Origin of the sequence: Streptomyces flavofungini (assembly GCF_014650815.1) — a bacterium.
GTDB lineage: Bacteria > Actinomycetota > Actinomycetes > Streptomycetales > Streptomycetaceae > Streptomyces > Streptomyces flavofungini.
Map to the genome: position 1 here is coordinate 48525 of NZ_BMVR01000025.1, position 16524 is coordinate 65048.

General features: G+C 70.7%; 12 protein-coding genes. 9 read left to right on the plus strand and 3 right to left on the minus strand.

Annotation, left to right across the window (positions count from 1 at the left end; translation table 11 throughout):
- Positions 1 to 63: 63 nt before the first annotated feature.
- Entirely contained in the window at positions 64 to 4032 is a 3969-nt protein-coding gene (gene eccCa / locus IE274_RS37775; protein WP_190120470.1) for a type VII secretion protein EccCa, read from the minus strand.
- 251 nt (positions 4033 to 4283) lie between these two features.
- Here eccCa and IE274_RS39890 point away from each other — a divergent pair, with 251 nt between their 5' ends.
- The 7 genes from IE274_RS39890 to IE274_RS37805 all read left to right on the plus strand — a co-directional run bounded on the left by IE274_RS39890 (position 4284) and on the right by IE274_RS37805 (position 11943).
- Positions 4284 to 4493, plus strand: a complete 210-nt coding sequence (locus IE274_RS39890) for a hypothetical protein (protein ID WP_198898049.1) — start codon at positions 4284 to 4286, stop codon at positions 4491 to 4493.
- A gap of 77 nt (positions 4494 to 4570) precedes the next feature.
- Positions 4571 to 6100, plus strand: coding sequence for a type VII secretion integral membrane protein EccD (eccD, locus tag IE274_RS37780; protein WP_190120471.1), 1530 nt, complete (start codon positions 4571 to 4573; stop codon positions 6098 to 6100).
- A gap of 292 nt (positions 6101 to 6392) precedes the next feature.
- Positions 6393 to 6680, plus strand: a complete 288-nt coding sequence (gene rpsO, locus IE274_RS37785; protein ID WP_190120472.1) for a 30S ribosomal protein S15 — start codon at positions 6393 to 6395, stop codon at positions 6678 to 6680.
- A 346-nt stretch (positions 6681 to 7026) separates the two neighbouring features.
- Positions 7027 to 9261: a polyribonucleotide nucleotidyltransferase gene (locus tag IE274_RS37790; RefSeq protein ID WP_190120473.1), complete on the plus strand. Its 2235-nt coding sequence runs from the start codon at positions 7027 to 7029 to the stop codon at positions 9259 to 9261.
- A gap of 15 nt (positions 9262 to 9276) precedes the next feature.
- A complete protein-coding gene (locus IE274_RS37795; protein ID WP_190120474.1) occupies positions 9277 to 10656 on the plus strand; it encodes a M16 family metallopeptidase in 1380 nt (459 codons plus the stop codon).
- 76 nt (positions 10657 to 10732) lie between these two features.
- Positions 10733 to 11485 carry a 4-hydroxy-tetrahydrodipicolinate reductase gene (gene dapB / locus IE274_RS37800; protein ID WP_190120475.1) on the plus strand — a complete coding sequence of 251 codons (753 nt, stop codon included), beginning with the start codon at positions 10733 to 10735 and terminating at the stop codon, positions 11483 to 11485.
- A 5-nt stretch (positions 11486 to 11490) separates the two neighbouring features.
- Complete coding sequence (locus tag IE274_RS37805) at positions 11491 to 11943, plus strand: tetratricopeptide repeat protein (RefSeq protein ID WP_190120476.1); 453 nt, start codon at positions 11491 to 11493, stop codon at positions 11941 to 11943.
- Between the two features lie 97 nt (positions 11944 to 12040).
- On the opposite strand, the gene IE274_RS37810 is transcribed toward IE274_RS37805, so the two are convergent.
- Together IE274_RS37810 and IE274_RS37815 are read right to left on the minus strand one after the other, a co-directional pair.
- Entirely contained in the window at positions 12041 to 12598 is a 558-nt protein-coding gene (locus tag IE274_RS37810; protein WP_190120477.1) for an SCO5741 family PH domain-containing membrane protein, read from the minus strand.
- A 170-nt stretch (positions 12599 to 12768) separates the two neighbouring features.
- Entirely contained in the window at positions 12769 to 13008 is a 240-nt protein-coding gene (locus IE274_RS37815) for a hypothetical protein (RefSeq protein ID WP_190120478.1), read from the minus strand.
- 517 nt (positions 13009 to 13525) lie between these two features.
- Between IE274_RS37815 and dapA the strand changes: the two genes are divergently transcribed.
- Both dapA and IE274_RS37825 read left to right on the plus strand, forming a co-directional pair.
- Complete coding sequence (dapA, locus tag IE274_RS37820; protein WP_190120479.1) at positions 13526 to 14425, plus strand: 4-hydroxy-tetrahydrodipicolinate synthase; 900 nt, start codon at positions 13526 to 13528, stop codon at positions 14423 to 14425.
- A gap of 130 nt (positions 14426 to 14555) precedes the next feature.
- A complete protein-coding gene (locus IE274_RS37825) occupies positions 14556 to 16241 on the plus strand; it encodes a ribonuclease J (RefSeq protein ID WP_190120480.1) in 1686 nt (561 codons plus the stop codon).
- The last annotated feature ends 283 nt before the right edge of the window (positions 16242 to 16524 follow it).

The following is a 16524-nucleotide window of genomic DNA, read 5'->3' on the forward strand; positions in this document are numbered from 1 at the left end:
CCCGGCAGGTCCGGGACGTTCGCCCCGGCCGACCCGGCCCGGAGGACCAACCCCACCAGCCCCTTAGTACTCCCCCTCCACCAACCCCGTCTGCACCAACGGCTTCCCCCGCTTCCGCGAGACGAAGATCCCCCGCCCCGCGGGCATCGGCCGCGGCCGTACCCCGCCCAGGAGGTCACCCTCGGACGGGTCGCCGGCGAGGAGGATTCCCTGGGCGCCGAGTTCCTTCATCCGCTGGAGGAACGGCTCGTACGAGGCGCGCCCGGCGCCCGCCGTGGAGCGGGCGAGGACGAAGCGGACGCCCACGTCGCGGGCGAAGGGGAGGAGTTCGGTGAGGGGGGCGAGCGGGTTGCCACTGGACGTGGACACCAGGTCGTAGTCGTCGACGATGACGTACACCGTGGGGCCCTGCCACCAGCTGCGGTCGCGGAGCTGCTGGGCGGTGACGTCGGTGGCGGGGCTGCGGCGCTTCATGAGGTCGGCGAGCGCGTTGATGTGGTGGTCCATGGCGTTGGACATGGGGATGTACTCGGCCAGGTGCGAGGCCGGGGTGACGTCGAGCAGGGAGCGGCGGTTGTCGACGACGAAGAGCTTGCAGGCGTCGCCGCTGTAGCGCTCCGAGAGGCGCTTGATGAGCAGGCGCAGCAGGTTGGACTTGCCGGACTCGCTCTCGCCGAGGATGAGGAAGAACGGGTCCTGCTCGAAGTCCACGAAGACCGGTTCGAGGTTGTCCTCGTCGAGGGCGAAGGACACGCCCCGGTCCGGGAAGAGGTGTCCGGGCGGAAGCTGCGCGGCGGGCAGTTCGCGCGGCAGCAGCCGTACGGCGGGCGCGGCCGGTTCGGTCCAGTGCCGGGTGACCTCGGTGGCGAGCGCCGCCGTCGCCTCGGCGAGGTCCGTGTCGGAGGAGAGGCCGTCGACGCGCGGCACGGCCGCCATGAAGTGCTGCTTCTGCGGGGTCTGACCGCGGCCGGGCACACCGGCCGGGACGTTGGCGGCGACCTTGCGGTCGAGCTCGGAGTCCATGGTGTCGCCGAGGCGCAGTTCGAGGCGGTTCATCAGGTGGTCCTTGAGGTTCGCCCGGACCTCCATCGATCGGGACGCGGTCAGGATCAGGTGGATGCCGTAGCCGAGGCCGCGGGCGGCGATGTCGAGGACGGCGGGCTCCAGGCCCTCGTAGTCCGTACGGAAGTTGCCCCAGCCGTCGATGACGAGGAAGACGTCACCCCACGGCTGGTCCGTGACGGAGATGTCGCCGCGCGCCCGGCGCGCCCGGAAGTCGGCGATCGAGGCGATGCCGGCCGACCTGAAGTACTCCTCGCGGCGCGTCATGACCGAGAAGGCCTCGGCGAGCGTGCGCCGCACCCGCTCCGGGTCGAGCCGCGACGCGACCCCGCCCACATGCGGCAGCCCGGCGACCGCCGCAAGCCCGCCACCGCCGAAGTCGAGCCCGTAGAACTGCACTTCCTGCGGGGTGTGGGTGAGTGCGAACGACGCGATCAGTGAGCGCAGCAGTGTCGACTTGCCCGACTGCGGACCGCCCAGGATCTGCATATGGCCCGCCGCGCCCGAGAAGTCGCACCACAGCGGGTCGCGGCGCTGCTCGTACGGCTTGTCGACCAGGCCGAGCGGTACGACGAGGCGGCCCGCCCCCTCGTACCCCGGCTGGGTGAGACCCCGCCCCGGCACGGCGGTGAGTCCGGGAAGCAGCGAGTCAAGGGACGGCGGGCTGTCCAGCGGCGGCAGCCACACCTGGTGGGCGGCCGGGCCCTGCGCCTCCAGGCGGCGCACGATGACGTCGAGGACGGTGTCGGCGAGCGCGTCGTCCGCGTCGGGGCGCGGCCGCGGCCCCGGCGGGGACGTGGCGGCATACCGCACCGGCACCTCGGCGGCCGTGAACAGCACGGGCCGCCGGTCGACCGGCAGCGGCCCGCCGAGCGCCGCGGCCTGCGCGGAACCCGTGCGGTACACCCCGGAGACGTACGCGGCCTTGAAGCGCACCATCTCGTCCGTGCCGAACTTCAGATAGCCGGAACCGGGCACGTTCGGCAGTTGGTACGCGTCGGGCACGCCGAGGGCGGCGCGGGACTCGGCGGCGGAGAACGTGCGCAGGCCCACGCGGTACGAGAGGTAGGTCTCCAGGCCGCGCAGGCGGCCCTCCTCCAGGCGCTGCGAGGCGAGCAGCAGATGCACGCCGAGGGAGCGGCCGATGCGGCCGATCTGCACGAACATGTCGATGAAGTCGGGCTTCGCGGTGAGCAGTTCGCTGAACTCGTCGATGACGAGGACCAGGGAGGGGATGGGCTGCAGCGCGGCTCCGGCGGCGCGGACCTTCTCGTAGTCGTGGATGTTCGCGTAGTTGCCCGCGTCGCGCAGGAGTTCCTGGCGGCGGTTGAGCTCGCCGCGGATGGAGTCGCCCATGCGGTCGACCAGCGTCAGATCGTCCGCGAGGTTGGTGATCACGGCGGCGACGTGCGGCAGCTGCGCCATGCCCGCGAAGGTGGCGCCGCCCTTGAAGTCGGCGAGGACGAAGTTCAGGCTCTGCGAGGAGTGGGTGACGGCGAGGCCGAGGACCAGGGTGCGCAGCAGCTCCGACTTGCCGGAACCGGTGGCTCCCACGCACAGGCCGTGCGGCCCCATGCCTTCCTGCGCGGCCTCCTTGAGGTCCAGCATCACGGGTCGGCCGTCCTCACCGACGCCGATCGGGACGCGCAGCCGCTCCGCCTGCGCGCGCGGGCGCCAGGTCCGGTTCGTGTCCACCGAGTCGGCGTCGCCGAGCCCGAGCAGCTCCGTGAAGTCCAGGTTGGCGAGCAGCGGCTGGCCGTCGTCGCCGCCCGACGCCATCCGCAGCGGCGCCAACTGCCGGGCGAGCGCCTCGGCGGCCTCGTACGACAGGAGGTCGGGCGTGCCGTCGTACACCAGGCCGTGCCCCGACTCCAGGCGCAGCGACTTCTGCTGTACGACGACGGAGAGCCCCCCGCGCCCGCTGCCGAGCTCGCCCGGCACCACCTCCACGATGGTGACGCCCTGCAGCCCCTCGACGGACGCCAGGACCGACGTCGGGGCCAGGGAGAGGCCGTCGAGCACGACGACGATGTGCGGCTCCTCCGGCAGCGGCGTCCCGCCGGGGTGGAACCGGGGGCGGCCCTGGAGCCGGGCGGACAGCATCGCCTCCAGCTCCACCGGGTCGCCGGTGATCAGGCGGCGGCTGCCCGCCCCGTCCGCGGCACCCGGCGCCTGGCAGTGCGGGAGCCACTTGGCCCACTCCCAGTCCGGCGCGGACGCACGGCCCGCGGCGACCGCGATGAGCAGGTCGTCGGGGGAGTGCAGGCAGGCCAGCGAGGCGGTCAGCGCGCGGGCGGTGCCCCGCACCGCGTCCGGCTCGCCGCTGACCGTCACGTGGTAGAAGGCCCGCAGGGACACCGCCATCGGCAGGGACTCCACGGTGCCGTGCGTCGCGAGGAAACGCTGCATCGCGCCCGCGGTCAACGGTTCGAGCTCGTCCACCGGCGCGGTCTCGGGAGCGACGAGCGGCGCGGCCAGCGCCTGCGAGCCGAGGCCGACGCGCACCTGCCCGAAGTCCTCGTCGCCCGTGCGCCGCTCCCACACCCGGCTGCCCTCGGCCACCAGGGCCCAGAGCTGCTCGGGGGAGGGGTGGAGGTAGTACTGGGCGTCGCGCTGCGCCCTCGCGGTGTTCAGGGCGGAGCGGCGGGTCTGCTTCAGGTACCGGAGGTAGTCGCGGCGCATGTCCGCGAGTTGGCCCTGGGCGCCGCGGCGGTGCCGGACCACCATCGCGATGGTCATCGCCAGCGTCGCGGTGACCATCACCATGCCCATGATCTTCATAAACGGATGCGAATTCGGCATGAAGAAGAACACCACCGAGCCGCCCATGCCCAGCATCGGCAGGAGCTGCATCATCGCGCCCTCCTGCTGGCCGCGCGGCAGCTCCGGCGGGGGTTGCAGGACGATCTCCGCGGTGGGCACCTCGGACGGCAGAACCCGAGGCGGGCGCCTCACGATGATGTGGCTCACTACGCACCAATCCCCTTGCCAGGCCTAGGCGTTCCGTCCGCCGTCCCCGTCTTCGGGCGGCCGAAGACCAGCGGCCGATCCTACTGACATCGGGCCTCACGAGGAGCGGTAAGGTGCCGATCGTGCGTGTGAACACACGCGAATCAAGCCGAAGCGCAGCTCGGGCAACAGCCCGAAGAATCAGGGCATTTCGTGCCACAGGGGCCTACCGGGAGCTACGGGGGAGAGGTGCGGGCGCAAGAACCAGCCAGGTGAGCCGAATTGCGCCGTGGCGCGTCGCGCGATGCGGCACAGTCGGCGAGGGCGTCGTCACGCAGGGCTCGGCGGGGGAGTCGCCCACCCGCGAGGCGGTACTGCCGATGACGCAGCAGCGGTACCGGCAGTCAAGCGGCACCGGCGCCGGCACTCAAGAGGCAGCGGCACCGGCGCTCAAGCGGCAGCGGCAGCAGCACCGGCGTTGACGCAGCAGTCGCACCGGAATTGACGCACCATCAGCACCACAGTTGACGCACCATCAGCACTGAGGGGGGAACAGCAGGTGAGCACCACGGCCTCCGCGGCGGCCGCCACCACCGGTCGTCCCGGCCACGTGGCCACGACCGGGACCGGCGCCGGACTCGGCTTCTGCCGTGTCACGATCGTCGCGCCCGACAGCCGGATCGACGTGGCGCTGCCCGACGACATCCCGGTCGCCGACATCTACCCGGAGGTCCTGCGGCTGTCCCGGCAGAGCCCCGCCGAAGGCGCCCCCGTGGGCTACCACCTCGTCCGCAGGGACGGCGCCGTCCTCGACAGCGCCCGCTCCTTCGCGGCCCAGCGCATCCTCGACGGCGAGCTGCTGACCCTGCGCCCCTTCTCGGCATCGCTGCCGCCCGCCGTCTACGACGACGTGTCCGACGCCGTCGCCTCCGCCGTCACGAGCGACCGCACGCTGTGGAACGGCGACCTCACCCGCGCCGCGGGCCTGATCGGCGGCGCCGTCCTGCCGGTCCTCCTGGCCTTCGTGACCTGGACGGCCGAGCCCCGCCACGACATGCACAGCTTCCCCGGCGTCCTGGCCGCCGTCGCGGGCCTGCTGCTGCTCACCTTCGCCTGCGTACGGGCCCGGGTGTACGACGACCGGGCCGCCGCCGTCGCGCTCGGCCTCGGTGCGCTGCCGAACCTGGCGGTGGCGGGCTCCGGGCTGCTGCCGCTCACCGACGGTCACGGCATCGGCAGGCTCCAGTTCCTGCTGGCCTGCGCGGCCGTGCTGGTCGCCTCGGTGGTCCTGACGCTGGTGTCGCCGCGGGGGGACGGCCCGTTCGTCGCGTTCGTCTGCGCGTCCGCCATCGGCCTCCTCGCGGTGTTCGCGGCGGCCCTCTGGCGCATGGAGGCGGTCGAGACCGCCGCCCTGTGCGCCCCGCTGGCCGTAGGGGCCCTCGCCTTCCTGCCGGGCCTCGCCATGCGCTTCGCGCGACTCCCCATCGGCTTCGCGTCCCCGCACGCCGCGCGCCCCACCTACGGTGCCGACCTCGACCCCGACGCGGACCGCGCCCCCCAGGACCCCGTCGACGCCGACCGCATCGCCGCCCAGGCCCGCCGCGGCCACGAGCTGCTCATCGGCCTCGTCGGCGGCTGCGCCCTGGTCTCCGTGGGCGCGGCGGCCGTCCTCGGCTTCTCCGACAACGGCTGGGGGCAGCTCCTGGCCCTCGCCACCGGCGTCGCGATGCTGATGCGCGCCCAGCTCTTCCGCTACACCGCGCAGGTCGCCGCCACCCTGGCCGCGGGCCTGGCCTGCCTGGTCCTGCTCGGCGTCGGCCGCTGCCTGAACCCGTCGGACAACCTGATGCGCGACGCCCTCAACGGCGACACCGCGGCGCTGGACCTGCGCACCATCTGGCTCGTCGCCGCGATCGCGGCCGCCGCCGTGCTGTGCACCGCCATCGGCCTGATCACCGCCCGCAGCGGCGTGACCCCCTTCTGGGGCCGCTTCGTGGAGATCGCCGAGGTCTTCGTCCTCCTGACCCTCGTACCCTTGACCCTCGCGGTCTTCGACGTCTACGCGTCCGCCCGCGCGATGACGAGCTGAGCCAACGATCAGCGGACGGCCCGGGCCGGGGCCCGCGGCGAACCCGTCACCCCCACCCTGGTACTCTGTGTAACGCCCGCATGTCTACGCACGCCCCAGGCCCCCGGCCAGAGGCCCGCGCCCTGCGGACCCGCCTCCCAAGGCGACCCCACCTCATCGAGGTGAACCCCACCCTCCAAGGTGGACCCACCCGCCTTCCGAGGCGGACCCAGCCTTCAGAGTTCCGAAAGCTCCCCTGAGACGAAGACCAGGGGCACTCGAGGGCGAAACGAAGACATCACAAGGAGTACGCGTGTCGCTCGACGCCGCTACGAAGAAGCAGATCATGACCGACTTCGGCCAGAAGGAGGGCGACACCGGCTCCCCCGAGGTCCAGGTCGCCCTGCTTTCGCGCCGCATCTCGGACCTGACCGAGCACCTGAAGACGCACAAGCACGACCACCACTCCCGTCGTGGTCTGCTGATCCTCGTCGGCCAGCGCCGCCGTCTGCTGCAGTACCTGGCCAAGAAGGACATCCAGCGCTTCCGTGCCCTGGTTGACCGGCTCGGCATCCGCCGCGGTGCGGCGGGCGCCAAGTAAGACGCCGTGAAGGGAGCGGTTCCCACTCGAAGCACTCGAAGGGGGCCGCTCCCTTTGCTGTACGTGCGCGATGTCACCGGCCGTTTGTAGTCTGGTGACGTCCGGCACAGTGCGGACGCCGGGCACGAGCCCGGACAGCACAGATCCATAGGAGAGGCGCACCCAGCCGCCGCCGGTCCTCGGTAGTGGCCCCCGGGATACGAAGAGAACGAACCCCGGGTGCTTCGATCGAAGACCGGCCCGCACCCAGGGCGCGTTTCTCCGCCCCACCCCGGCCACACGGGCCGCGGTGGACTCCCTGGCCACACGGGCCAGGGGGCGAAGACGAAACGTAGGAGAACCGCTAGTGGAGAACGAGACCCACTACGCCGAGGCCGTCATCGACAACGGCACCTTCGGCACCCGCACCATCCGCTTCGAGACGGGCCGCCTGGCCAAGCAGGCCGCCGGCTCCGCCGTGGCGTACCTGGACGACGACACCATGGTGCTGTCGGCCACCACCGCTTCCAAGCGGCCCAAGGACCAGCTCGACTTCTTCCCGCTGACGGTGGACGTCGAGGAGCGGCAGTACGCCGCCGGCAAGATCCCCGGCTCGTTCTTCCGCCGTGAGGGCCGCCCCTCCGAGGACGCGGTCCTGACCTGCCGCCTGATCGACCGCCCGCTGCGTCCTTCCTTCAAGAAGGGCCTGCGCAACGAGATCCAGATCGTCGAGACGATCATGGCGCTCAACCCCGACCACCTGTACGACGTGGTCGCGATCAACGCCGCCTCCTGCTCCACGCAGCTGGCCGGCCTGCCCTTCTCCGGCCCGATCGGCGGCACCCGGGTCGCGCTGATCAAGGGCCAGTGGGTCGCCTTCCCGACGCACACCGAGCTCGAGGACGCCGTCTTCGACATGGTGGTCGCCGGTCGCGTCCTGGAGGACGGCGACGTCGCGATCATGATGGTCGAGGCCGAGGCCACCGAGAAGACCATCGAGCTCGTCAAGGGCGGCGCCGAGGCGCCGACCGAAGAGGTCGTGGCCGCCGGTCTCGAGGCCGCGAAGCCCTTCATCAAGGTCCTCTGCAAGGCCCAGGCGGACCTCGCCGCGAAGGCTGCCAAGCCCACCGGCGACTTCCCGGTCTTCCTGGACTACCAGGACGACGTGCTCGAGGCCCTGACCGCCGCGGTCAAGACCGAGCTCGCCCAGGCGCTCACCATCGCCGGCAAGCAGGAGCGCGAGGCCGAGCTGGACCGCGTCAAGGAGATCGCCGGCGAGAAGCTGCTCCCGCAGTTCGAGGGCCGCGAGAAGGAGATCTCCGGTGCGTACCGCGCGCTGACCAAGAAGCTGGTCCGCGAGCGCATCATCAAGGACAAGGTCCGCATCGACGGCCGCGGCGTCACGGACATCCGTACGCTCGCCGCCGAGGTCGAGGCCATTCCGCGCGTGCACGGTTCGGCGCTGTTCGAGCGTGGCGAGACCCAGATCCTGGGCGTCACCACCCTGAACATGCTCCGGATGGAGCAGCAGCTCGACACCCTCTCCCCGGTGACGCGCAAGCGCTACATGCACAACTACAACTTCCCGCCGTACTCCGTCGGTGAGACCGGCCGCGTCGGTTCGCCGAAGCGCCGCGAGATCGGCCATGGCGCGCTCGCCGAGCGCGCCATCGTGCCGGTCCTTCCGACGCGCGAGGAGTTCCCGTACGCGATCCGTCAGGTGTCCGAGGCCCTCGGCTCCAACGGCTCGACGTCCATGGGCTCGGTCTGCGCCTCCACCATGTCGCTGCTGAACGCCGGTGTGCCGCTGAAGGCCGCCGTCGCCGGCATCGCCATGGGTCTGATCTCCCAGGAGATCGACGGCGACACGCACTACGTCGCCCTCACCGACATCCTCGGTGCGGAGGACGCGTTCGGTGACATGGACTTCAAGGTCGCCGGTACGAAGCAGTTCGTGACCGCGCTGCAGCTCGACACCAAGCTCGACGGCATCCCCGCCTCGGTCCTGGCCGCCGCGCTGAAGCAGGCCCGCGACGCGCGCCTGCACATCCTCGACGTGATGAACGAGGCCATCGACGTTCCGGACGAGATGTCCCCGAACGCGCCGCGCATCATCACCGTCAAGATCCCGGTGGACAAGATCGGTGAGGTCATCGGCCCGAAGGGCAAGATGATCAACCAGATCCAGGAGGACACCGGCGCCGACATCACGATCGAGGACGACGGCACCATCTACATCGGTGCCGCCGACGGCCCGGCCGCCGAGGCCGCCCGCGCCACGATCAACGGCATCGCCAACCCGACCATGCCGGAGGTCGGCGAGCGCTACCTGGGCACGGTCGTGAAGACGACCACCTTCGGCGCGTTCGTGTCGCTGCTCCCGGGCAAGGACGGTCTGCTGCACATCTCGCAGATCCGCAAGCTCGCCGGTGGCAAGCGCGTGGAGAACGTCGAGGACGTCCTCGGCGTGGGCCAGAAGGTCCAGGTCGAGATCGCCGAGATCGACTCCCGCGGCAAGCTCTCCCTCATCCCCGTCATCGAGGGTGAAGAGGGCGACGAGGCCGAGTCCGACAGCGGCTCCGCCGCGGGCTCCGACAAGTAAGGACGACACCGACAAGTGACGTCGCGTAGCACCACGACGACGGCCCGCACCTCCTCGGAGGCGCGGGCCGTCGCCCGTACCCAAACCTTGATCAAGGGCACGAACGGCATCGGCACGGTCCGCAAGACCACCCTCCCCGGGGGCCTGCGCATCGTCACCGAGACCCTGCCGTCCGTCCGCTCCGCCACCTTCGGCATCTGGGCCCACGTCGGGTCGCGGGACGAGACGCCGTCACTGAACGGCGCCACGCACTACTTGGAGCACCTGCTCTTCAAGGGCACCAAGAAGCGCAGCGCCCTGGACATCTCCTCGGCGATCGACGCGGTCGGCGGCGAGATGAACGCCTTCACGGCCAAGGAGTACACGTGCTACTACGCGCGCGTGCTCGACACCGACCTGCCGCTTGCCATCGACGTCGTCTGCGACATGCTGACCGGCTCGCTCATCGAGCAGGAGGACGTCGACGCCGAGCGCGGCGTCATCCTCGAAGAGATCGCCATGACGGAGGACGACCCGGGCGACTGCGTGCACGACCTGTTCGCGCACACGATGCTCGGCGACACCCCCCTCGGCCGCCCGGTCCTCGGCACCGTCGACACGATCAACGCCCTGACGGCCGACCGCATCCGCCGCTTCTACAAGAAGCACTACGACCCCACGCACCTGGTCGTGGCCGCCGCGGGGAACGTCGACCACCAGCAGGTCGTCCGCCAGGTCCGCGCCGCCTTCGAGAAGTCCGGCGCGCTGCACCGCACGGACGTGACCCCGGTGGCCCCGCGCTCCGGCTCGCGCCGCCTGACCACGTCCGGCCGGATGGAGATCGTCGACCGCAAGACCGAGCAGGCCCACGTCATCCTCGGCATGCCGGGCCTGGCCCGCACCGACGAGCGCCGCTGGGCCCTCGGCGTCCTGAACACGGCGCTCGGCGGCGGCATGTCCTCGCGCCTGTTCCAGGAGGTCCGCGAGAAGCGCGGCCTGGCCTACAGCGTGTACTCGTACACCTCGGGCTTCGCCGACACCGGACTCTTCGGCGTGTACGCGGGCTGCCGCCCGAGCCAGGTGCACGACGTGCTGAAGATCTGCCGCGACGAGCTGGACCAGGTCGCGCAGCACGGCCTCACGGACGACGAGATCGCCCGTGCCATCGGCCAGCTCGCGGGCTCCACCGTCCTCGGCCTGGAGGACACCGGCGCGCTGATGAACCGTATCGGCAAGAGCGAGCTGTGCTGGGGCGAGCAGATGTCGGTCGACGACATGCTCGCGAAGATCCACGCGGTCACGCCGGACGAGGTGCGCGAGGTGGCCCGGGACGTGCTGGGCCGGCGCCCCTCGCTGTCGGCGATAGGCCCGCTGCAGGGCAAGCAGGCGGCGCGCCTGCACGAAGCGGTCGCGTAGGTTCGTGCGTACGGGGCCGCGGGGTGCTCGCGGCCCCGGTGCGTACGTCTCGTAACTCCCGTAAGGAATGAAGGACATGAGCAAGCTGCGCGTGGCGGTCATCGGCGCCAAGGGCCGGATCGGCTCCGAGGCCGTGCGGGCCGTCGAGGCCGCCGAGGACATGGATCTGGTCGCCGCCCTCGGGCGCGGCGACCGCCTGGAGACGCTGGTCGAGACCGGCGCCCAGGTGGCGGTGGAGCTGACCACCCCGGCGTCGGTGATGGGCAACCTCGACTTCTGCGTACGGCACGGCATCCACGCCGTCGTCGGTACGACGGGCTGGACCGACGAGCGCCTCGCGCAGCTGCGGACGTCGCTGGACGCGTCCCCGGAGACGGGCGTCCTCATCGCTCCGAACTTCTCCATCGGCGCGGTCCTGACCATGAAGTTCGCGCAGATCGCCGCGCCGTACTTCGAGTCCGTCGAGGTCGTCGAGCTGCACCACCCGAACAAGGTCGACGCCCCCAGCGGCACCGCGACGCGCACCGCCCAGCTCATCGCCGCCGCCCGCGAGCAGGCGGGCAGCGCCCCGCAGCCGGACGCGACGGCGACGGCGCTCGACGGGGCCCGCGGCGCGAACGTCGACGGCGTGCCCGTGCACGCGGTGCGCCTGCGCGGCCTCCTGGCCCACCAGGAGGTGCTGCTCGGCGCCGAGGGCGAGACCCTCACTGTGCGCCACGACTCGCTGCACCACAGCAGCTTCATGCCGGGCATCCTGCTGGGCGTCCGCAAGGTCGTGACCACGCCGGGCCTGACCTTCGGCCTGGAACACTTCCTGGACCTGGGCTGACCGGCATGCGCGCAAAGATCACCTACGCCGTCACGGCCGCCGTCCTGGTCGTCTACTTCGTCCTGGTCGGCAGCCGCGGCGTGCTCCTGATAAAGCACGGCACTGTCCTCACCGTCACCTTCGGTGTCGCGGTGCTCATCCTGCCGGTCATCGGCGTCTGGTTCCTGTGGCAGAACACGCGGTTCGTGCAGCGTGCGAACCGTCTCGCCGCCGAGCTGGAGGCCGAAGGCGGCCTGCCCGTCGACGAGTTGAAGCGCACGCCCGGCGGCCGCATCGACCGGGACTCCGCCGACGAGGTCTTCGCCCAGCGCAAGGCCGAGACGGAGGACACCCCCGACGACTGGCGCTGCTGGTTCCGCCTCGCCGTCGCCTACCACGACGCCCGCGACACCCCGCGCGCCCGCAAGGCCATGCAGCGGGCGATCGCCCTGCGCGAGGGCAGGCCACTCAGCGTCTAACGGGTGGCGGGGCGGCGGGCTGGCCGAGAGCGCGAGGGTCGGGCCGAGCTTGCCGCCGACCCCCGAAACGCCCAGGTCATGCGACTAGGTCAGGCGTCTAGGCCGTACGCCGATACTCGTCGGCCCACACCTCGACCGTGTCGGCCGCCCGGTCGAACGCCGCGCGCCGCGCCAGGAAGTCCGCGTTCCGGTCGGTCAGGAGCAGCCGCCGCTCCGCCGTCTGGTCCCGCCGTACGAGCACGAGGGCCTGCCCCTGCACGGTGCGGGGCAGCCCCAGCCACCGCACCGGCTGCTGTGCCGTACGCACCGAGTCCACCTGGGCCCACAGCACCGTCTGCGTGCTGAGAAAGCCGATCCGGCGCAGCCCCTGCGCGCTCACCCAGGTGCCCATGCGGAGCAGCCGCAGGGCGGCCGTGATGATGAGGACGGCCACGCCCACACAGATCGCGGCACCCGACAGGGCCCCGGCGGCAGCGATGATCACGGCGGCCACGAGGACGAACGAGGCGAGGAGCAGCAGCACGGCGGCGGCGCCCACCCGCCAGGGGCCCGGGCGGTACGGCCGGCGCCAGCGGTCGCGGTCGTCGAAGGGGAGCGCGGGGTCGTGCGCGGCCTCGTCGAAAGCGCGGTCCGCGGTCAGGAAGGGCAGGGGCACGGCTGATCCTCACTCACGCATGGGCTGTGCCCGGTGAGGTTATCGAGCCGTGCTCCCTGCTACCACCCTTGGGGGGCCAAGGGGGTACCTCCCGCGCCACGAGGACGGCGGGGTACGGGATTTCTCCCGCTACTGCCGGGACCGCGCTGGTCAGCGGCTGCCGGCGTGGGTCAGCGCCCGTCCGAGGCCTCGGACTGCTGGGTCTTGGCGGGCGACTGGTCGGCCGACATCGCGGGCATGCCGAAGAGCACGGAGCCCACCAGACCGGCGACCACGGTGAGACCTATGAGCGTGCGGCCGACGATCTGACCGGCTGAGGCGCGCTCACGGGGAGGGGGAGTGACGTTGCTGCGGAACTTGTCGGCTTCGGCGATGAAGGCGAAGGGTACGGGCTCTCGCCGGCGGAACATGGGGCGCGCGTCTCCTCACGGGACTCGAACTGAACTCTGTCAACAAGACAGACGCTCGAAACGCCCAAAAGGTGCCCTGTTTCGGCAAATTCGCCAAAGATTGCCGGGACGGGCGCCTGGTGACTGATTGTCAGCGTCCCGACTGTCAGCCCCTCGACTGTCAGTGCCTCGCCCTGGAGCGGGCGCCGCCCGAAGACGCACCCCGGCTGCCCGAAGACGCAGACGGTCCGCCCGGGCGCGTGCGTCACGTCGCTCCCGGACCCGGGGCGTGCGACCGCGCACAGCGCCGGTCACCGGCGCCATGAGGCGCGGACGCATGGCGCCTTGAGGCACTGATGTGCGGATGGGCCGAGCGAAGTGTCCGTATTGCGGCATTTCTAGAAGTTCATCTAGCCTGATCAAACGGACCCGGCACTGCTTGAACCCCCGAGCAGGCAGTGCCGGGCTCCTCCCGTGTCAGGCCCTGTGCGTCACCCGAGGGGCGACCCCGTGCTGAGCAGCGAGTAGCGTGTTACCCATGGCTCCGACCTCCACTCCGCAGACCCCCTTCGGGAGGGTCCTCACCGCCATGGTCACGCCCTTCACGGCGGACGGCGCACTCGACCTCGACGGCGCGCGCCAGCTCGCCGCCCACTTGGTGGACGCAGGCAACGACGGCCTGATCGTCAACGGCACCACGGGCGAGTCCCCGACCACCAGCGACGCGGAGAAAGCAGAGCTGGTACGAGCGGTGGTGGACGCCGTCGGAGACCGCGCCCACGTGGTCGCCGGAGTCGGCACGAACGACACCCGCCACAGCATCGACCTCGCCCGCGCGGCCGCGAGCGCCGGCGCACACGGCCTGCTCACCGTCACGCCGTACTACAACAAGCCCCCGCAGGAGGGCCTCTTCCGGCACTTCACCGCGATCGCCGACGCCACCGACCTGCCGGTGATGCTGTACGACATCCCGGGCCGCAGCGGTGTGCCGATCAACACCGAAACGATCGTGCGCCTCGCCGAGCACCCGCGTATCGTCGCCAACAAGGACGCCAAGGGCGACCTCGGCCGGGCCAGCTGGGCCATCGCCCGCTCCGGTCTCGCCTGGTACTCCGGCGACGACATGCTGAACCTGCCGCTGCTCTCGGTCGGCGCCTGCGGTTTCGTCTCCGTCGTCAGCCACGTCGTCACGCCGGAGCTGCGCGCGATGATCGACGCCCACACCAGCGGCGACGTCCAGAAGGCGACCGAGATCCACCAGAAGCTGCTCCCAGTCTTCACGGGCATGTTTCGTACGCAGGGTGTGATTACCACCAAGGCGGCGCTCGCCCTGCAGGGCCGCCCCGGCGGCCCGCTGCGCCTGCCGCTGGTCGAGCTCTCCCCCGAGGAGACGGCACAGCTCAAGATCGATCTTGCCGCCGGTGGGGTACAGCTCTAACCACAGACTTCACAACTGAATAGGCAACACCGCAGGCCACATGCCTGCACCCAGACAACTGCTACTGCACGAACGTCATGCGCGCCACGTGCCCCGGAGGTACGTGGCGTGTGTGGTTGAGGAGAGTCTTTTGAGTCATCCGCATCCTGAACTCGGCGCCCCGCCGAAGCTCCCGAAGGGCGGCCTGCGGGTCACCCCGCTGGGCGGCCTCGGTGAGATCGGCCGCAACATGACCGTCTTCGAGTACGACGGGCGTCTCCTGATCGTCGACTGCGGAGTGCTCTTCCCCGAGGAGGAGCAGCCCGGAATCGACCTGATCCTGCCGGACTTCACGTCCATCCGGGACCGTCTCGACGACATCGAGGGCATCGTCCTCACGCACGGCCACGAGGACCACATCGGCGGTGTCCCCTATCTCCTGCGCGAGAAGCCGGACATTCCGCTGATCGGCTCCAAGCTGACCCTCGCCCTGATCGAGGCCAAGCTCCAGGAGCACCGCATCCGGCCCTACACGCTCGAGGTCGCCGAGGGCCACCGCGAGCGCGTCGGCCCCTTCGACTGTGAGTTCGTCGCGGTCAACCACTCCATCCCGGACGCGCTCGCGGTCGCCATCCGCACGCCCGCGGGCATGGTCGTGCACACCGGCGACTTCAAGATGGACCAGCTCCCGCTTGACCGTCGCCTAACGGACCTGCACGCCTTCGCGCGCCTGAGCGAGGAGGGCATCGACCTTCTTCTCTCCGACTCGACGAACGCCGAGGTCCCGGGCTTCGTCCCGCCGGAGCGCGACATCTCGAACGTGCTCCGCCAGGTCTTCGCGGGCGCCCGCAAGCGGATCATCGTGGCCAGCTTCGCCAGCCATGTGCACCGCATCCAGCAGATCCTCGACGCGGCCCACGAGTACGGCCGCCGGGTCGCCTTCGTCGGCCGCTCCATGGTCCGCAACATGGGCATCGCCCGTGACCTCGGCTATCTGAAGGTCCCGCCGGGCCTGGTCGTCGACGTCAAGACCCTCGACGACCTGCCGGACCACGAGGTCGTCCTGGTCTGCACGGGCTCCCAGGGCGAGCCGATGGCCGCGCTCTCCCGCATGGCCAACCGGGACCACCAGATCCGCATCGTCTCGGGCGACACGGTGATCCTGGCGTCGTCGCTCATCCCGGGCAACGAGAACGCGGTCTACCGCGTCATCAACGGCCTGACCCGTTGGGGCGCCCACGTCGTCCACAAGGGCAACGCCAAGGTGCACGTCTCTGGCCACGCCTCGGCCGGCGAGCTGCTGTACTTCTACAACATCTGCAAGCCGAAGAACCTGATGCCGGTCCACGGCGAATGGCGCCATCTGCGTGCCAACGCCGAGCTCGGCGCCCTCACCGGCGTCCCGCACGACCGCATCGTCATCGCCGAGGACGGCGTCGTCGTCGACCTCGTCGCGGGCAAGGCCAAGATCGTCGGCAAGGTCCAGGCGGGGTACGTGTACGTCGACGGCCTCTCCGTCGGCGATGTGGGTGAGCCCGCCCTGAAGGACCGCAAGATCCTCGGGGACGAGGGCATCATCTCGGTCTTCGTGGTGGTGGACTCCTCTACCGGCAAGATCACCGGTGGCCCGCACGTCCAGGCCCGGGGCTCCGGCATCGAGGACTCGGCGTTCAACGCCGTCATCCCGAAGGTCCAGGAAGTCCTGGAGAAGTCGGCCCAGGACGGCGTCGTCGAACCCCACCAGCTGCAGCAGCTCATCCGCCGCACGCTGGGCAAGTGGGTGTCGGACAACTACCGCCGCCGCCCGATGATCCTGCCCGTCGTCGTCGAGGTCTGACGGTGACCTGACCGGTTTGACCACCTGCCCGCTGGAGCGGGGCGCCTCGATTTGCATCGGGGCGCCCCGCTCCAGTACGTTTACGGCTCCGCCAGAGGGGGAAGCGCCGCGCACGGTTGTGCCGGAGGCCGACTCGGACGGGGCGGAAATTCCGACTCAGAATCTCTGATAAAGTCGGATCCGCCGGAAAGGGAAACGCGAAAGCGAATACCTGGAAGGTGCCGAGGGAATCGGGTCGGAACGGGAAGCCGGAAAGATCTGATAGAGTCGGAAACGCAAGAAC

Excerpts from the sequence above, each read along its gene's own strand:
- dapB (WP_190120475.1), top strand. The coding sequence starts at position 10,733 with ATGAGCAAGCTGCGCGTGGCGGTCATCGGCGCCAAGGGCCGGATCGGC.
- IE274_RS37805 (WP_190120476.1), top strand. The coding sequence starts at position 11,491 with ATGCGCGCAAAGATCACCTACGCCGTCACGGCCGCCGTCCTGGTCGTC.
- IE274_RS37815 (WP_190120478.1), bottom strand. The coding sequence starts at position 13,008 with ATGTTCCGCCGGCGAGAGCCCGTACCCTTCGCCTTCATCGCCGAAGCC.
- dapA (WP_190120479.1), top strand. The coding sequence starts at position 13,526 with ATGGCTCCGACCTCCACTCCGCAGACCCCCTTCGGGAGGGTCCTCACC.